This window comes from Spirosoma sp. 48-14, assembly GCF_001898575.1.
Taxonomy (GTDB): domain Bacteria; phylum Bacteroidota; class Bacteroidia; order Cytophagales; family Spirosomataceae; genus Spirosoma.
On the sequence record NZ_MKUD01000028.1, the window covers coordinates 171,280 to 175,550 of the forward strand.

1 protein-coding gene is annotated in these 4,271 nt (G+C 57.6%); it reads right to left on the minus strand.

Annotation, left to right across the window (positions count from 1 at the left end):
- A partial coding sequence (locus BGO59_RS16810) for a choice-of-anchor Q domain-containing protein (RefSeq protein ID WP_293684843.1) occupies positions 1-4,271 on the minus strand: 4,271 nt, incomplete at both ends.

Genomic DNA, 4,271 nt, shown 5'->3' on the forward strand with positions numbered 1-4,271 from the left:
GTACCCGAAGCAGCCTGCTGGCTCACGATACCTGGCCCGGCAAACGTATAGGAGAACGGTCCGCCAGTACCTCCCGACGCGATGAGTGTAAGGGAAGGGGCAGCGCAGGTGAGGGTGGACGAGGCACTGGCGGTAAGCGTGGGAACCGGCGGACTGTTCACCGTCAGGCTGAAGGCTGTACTGGTCAGGCTATTGCAGGCGCCCGTTACCACCACCGAATAGCTACCCGCATCGGCGGTGGTGGCCGAAGGAAGCGACAGGGTAGCCGTCGTAGCCGATGCCACACCCGTGAGCACTGTCCCATCTTTGTACCATTGGTAGACCGGACCAGTACCGCTGACACTGACCGGGATCGAGACCGGACTACCCACGCAGACGGCCGTTCCCGACGATGGACTCAGGGTGAAGGCCACCGGGTAATTGGGCGTCCCCTGAAACTCAACGGCACCCATATCGACCCGACCGCCCACGATACGCTGATTACCCGACAGATCGGTGGTGGGCAGGGCTGTAACCGAGTAGGGTCCGGTAGCGGCTGTCTGGCTGGTGGGGGCGCCCGCATTGATGGCTGGTGCGCAGGCGATTAAGGCCACCGACGTGCTACTCACAAACGGCGAGGTGGTGGTCGTCAGGTTGGTGGGGTCGGTGGTGTAGCCCGTCACGCTGGCATCAAACAAACTGTAATGGGCCGTGATGGTACTATTGTTGTTGTTGACAAATGTGTTAGCTCCACCGTTGTTCCACACCACAGCGTTGGTCAGGGTGAGACCGCTGTTGGTATTGTAGATGGCCCCACCGACGGGAGCCGTATTGCCTGTCAGCGAGCAGTTGATCAGGCTGGGGTTGCTACTGTTTTCGTTGTAGATGGCCCCCCCGCCAAAGTAATCAGCCTTATTGCCTGTCAGCGAGCAGTTGATCAGGCTGGGGCTGCCGCCCGAGATGTAGATAGCCCCGCCCAAGTACTCAGCCGTATTGCCTGTCAATGCGCAGTTGATCAGGCTGGGGCTGCCGCCCGCGTTGTAGATGGCCCCGCCAGAGTTAGCTTTATTGCCTGTCAGCAAGCAGTTCACGAAGGAAGGACTGGTGTTATTGTTGTAGATGGCCCCGCCTATATACCCCCCCCCGCCCGTGATGACAAAGCCATCCAGCACCGCAGTAGCTGTTAGCCCGTTCCTATAGTTAGAAATGATCGCGTTACCGTTACTTGACAGGGTGCTGCTGGAAGGTTGCCCATTCACCGGGTTGACGGCCGGGCGGCCTGTTATCGCCGTTTCGTTCCCCACGAAGCCGCCGATGATTTTTACGTTGGGCAACATAGTAAAAAAGTCCTGGCCCTCAGGTTTGTAGGTGCCCTGGGCCACCCAAATCTCGGTCAGGCTTTGCGAGCAGAGATAAGTGAGGGCGCTTTTTAAATCAGGGAAGGCCGTTTGCCAGCTCAGCCCATCACCCACTACGGCCGTCTGGCTGGCCGCTACGTACAGCCGCGTGGGAACGGGGCAGGTGTTTTCCACTGCGCCCATATCCACCCGACCGCCCACGATGCGTGCATTCCCAACTAAATCGGTAGCGGGCAGGGCCGTAGCCGAGTAAGGCCCACTGGCAACGGTCACACTGGCGGGGTTGCCCGCATTGATAGCGGGTGAACCTGTCGCCAGCGCCACCGAACTGCTACTCACAAACGGCGAGGTGGTGGTCGTCAGGTTGGTAGGATCGGTGGTGTAGCCCGTCACGCTGGCATCAAACAAACTGTAATGGGCCGTGATGGTACTATTGTTGTTGTTGACAAAGGTGTTGGCCCCGCCGTTGTTCCATACCACAGCGTTGGTTAGCACGGGGCTGCCACTTTCGTTGTAGATGGCTCCACCGGAAGGAGCCGTATTGTTCGTCAGTGAGCAGTTGGTCAGCACTGGGTTGCTACTGTTGTAGTTGAAGATGGCCCCGCCGGAGGGAGCCGTATTGCCTGTCAGCGAGCAGTTGGTCAGGCTGGGGCTGCTGCTTTCGTTGAAGATGGCCCCACCGCTACCGGAGGAAGCCGTATTGCCTGTCAGCGAGCAGTTGATCAGGCTGGGGCTACCGCCCGAGATGTAGATGGCCCCGCCCAAGTACTCAGCCGTATTGCCTGTCAATGCACAGTTAACGAAGGTAGCGTTGCTAGTGTAGCTGTAGATCGCCCCGCCATAGGAAGCTTTATTGCCCGTCAGCAAGCAGTTCACGAAGGTAGGACTGCTGCTATTGTTGAATATGGCCCCGCCATTGAAAGTGTTCCCGCCCGTGATGACAAAGCCATCCAGCACCGCGCTTGCTGTTAGCCCGTTACTATTGTTAACGATGACCGAGTTACCGTTACCTGTCAGGGTGCTGCTGGAAGGTTGCCCATTCACTGGGTTGATGGCCGGGCGGCCTGTTATTGCCGTTTCGCTCCCCACGAAGCCACCGATGATTTTTACGTTGGGCAGCATTGAAAAGCCTTGTCCATAAATAGGTTTGTAGGTACCCTTGGCCACCCATATCTCGGTCAGGCTTTGCGAGCAGGGGTAGGTCAGTGCAGTTTGTAAATCAGGGAAGGCCGTTTGCCAGCTCAGCCCATCGCCCGATACGGCCGTCTGGCTGGACGCTACGTACAGCCGCGTGGGGACAGCGCATGGGGTTTCTACCGCGCCCATGTCCACCCGGCCGGCCACGATGCGCGCATTCCCAACTAAATCGGTAGCGGGCAGGGCTGTAGCCGAGTAAGGACCACTAACAACGGTCACACTGGCGGGGTTACCCGCATTGATAGCGGGTGAACCGGTCGCCAGCGCCACCGAACTGCTACTCACAAATGGCGAGGTGGTGGCCGTTAGGTTGCCCAGCCCGCTCACATCCACACCCGTCGTGACCGACGAGGGTTCATACAGTGAGTAAGTCATGGTCAGGCTCCCGCCCGGATTGGCGATGGCATTGCTGCCCCCGTTGTCCCACAAAACCGAGTTGACCAGTTGAACGTTACTACTGTTAAGGCCCGATCTCTGCGCATTGTAAAAAGCCCCCCCCGACGCTGTGCTGGAGTTATTAGTGGGACTTCCTGCCACCGACACCGATACCGTATTGGTCAGCAGGCTACAGTTGATCAGCGAGGGGCTACTGCCCTCATTGTAAAAAGCTCCGCCAAAGACACTGTTCTGAACGGTGCTGTTACCAGCGGGTGTCACGGCCGAGGCTCTATTATTCTGAAAACTAGAGTTAATCAGTACGGGACTACTTTGAGCCATATAAACCGCCCCGCCCCCGATTCTGTTGGTTGCGCCCGTAGCCAGAACCGCGTTGTTTTGGAAACTACAGCCCGTCAGTGTGAGACTGCTAAAGTTCGCAATGGCTCCGCCAAAGGCAGTATTATTGGTACCTCCCGAACCTGTAGCCACATTGTCCAGAAAACTACAATTGGTCAGCAACAGGCTGCTCGCATTGTTGAAGATGGCCCCACCGTAGGCAGTGTTTGAACTGGTGGCTCCTGAAGCCGTAGCGGCATTATTCCGAAAGGTACAGCGGGTCAACGTCAGGGTACCACTCCCTCCATATAAGGCCCCGCCGTAAGCAAAATTTTGACTGAGGGCTACTGAGCCCGTAGCGGCATTATCAGTCAGCAGACAGTCGGTCAGGCTGAACGTTCCACTTGCCCAGATGGCTCCGCCCCGAATAATAGTGGAACCGTTTGCTAAATCTATGGTGCTATTGCCGGTCAGTGTGCAACTGATCAGGCGGGTGTCGGTGCTTCGGTCGTTGTAGATAGCCCCGCCATAAGCGCCCGCACCTAAACCCGTTGTGGTGGCGGAGTTATTCAGCAAACGACAGTTGGTTAGCGTGACCATACCCGTTTGGGCGTTGTTAATGGCTCCACCATTGGCACTTTGCCCGTAGGCCTGATTATCCCGCAGCACACAATTGGTCAGGCTGGGGCTACCACCCGCGTTGTAGATGGCTCCGCCAAAGCCCACGCTACTGCCAACCGCCGAGTTGCTTTGCAGCACACAGCTAGTGAGGGCAGGGCTGCTGTTGAGGTTGTAGATGGCTCCGCCAATGCCATTGCCACTCGTCGTGGTAGCCTGATTGCTCTGAAACAGACAGTTGGTGAGGGTAGGGCTGCTGTTGTCGTTATACATGCCCCCGCCCGCGTTACCGTAGTTTATTCCAAAGCCCCCTCTGCTGGCGTTGCCGCCGGTAATCACAAATCCATCCAGCACAGCACTGGCTGTCAGGCTCAGGCTGGCCGGGTTATACAGCACGTGGAGGCT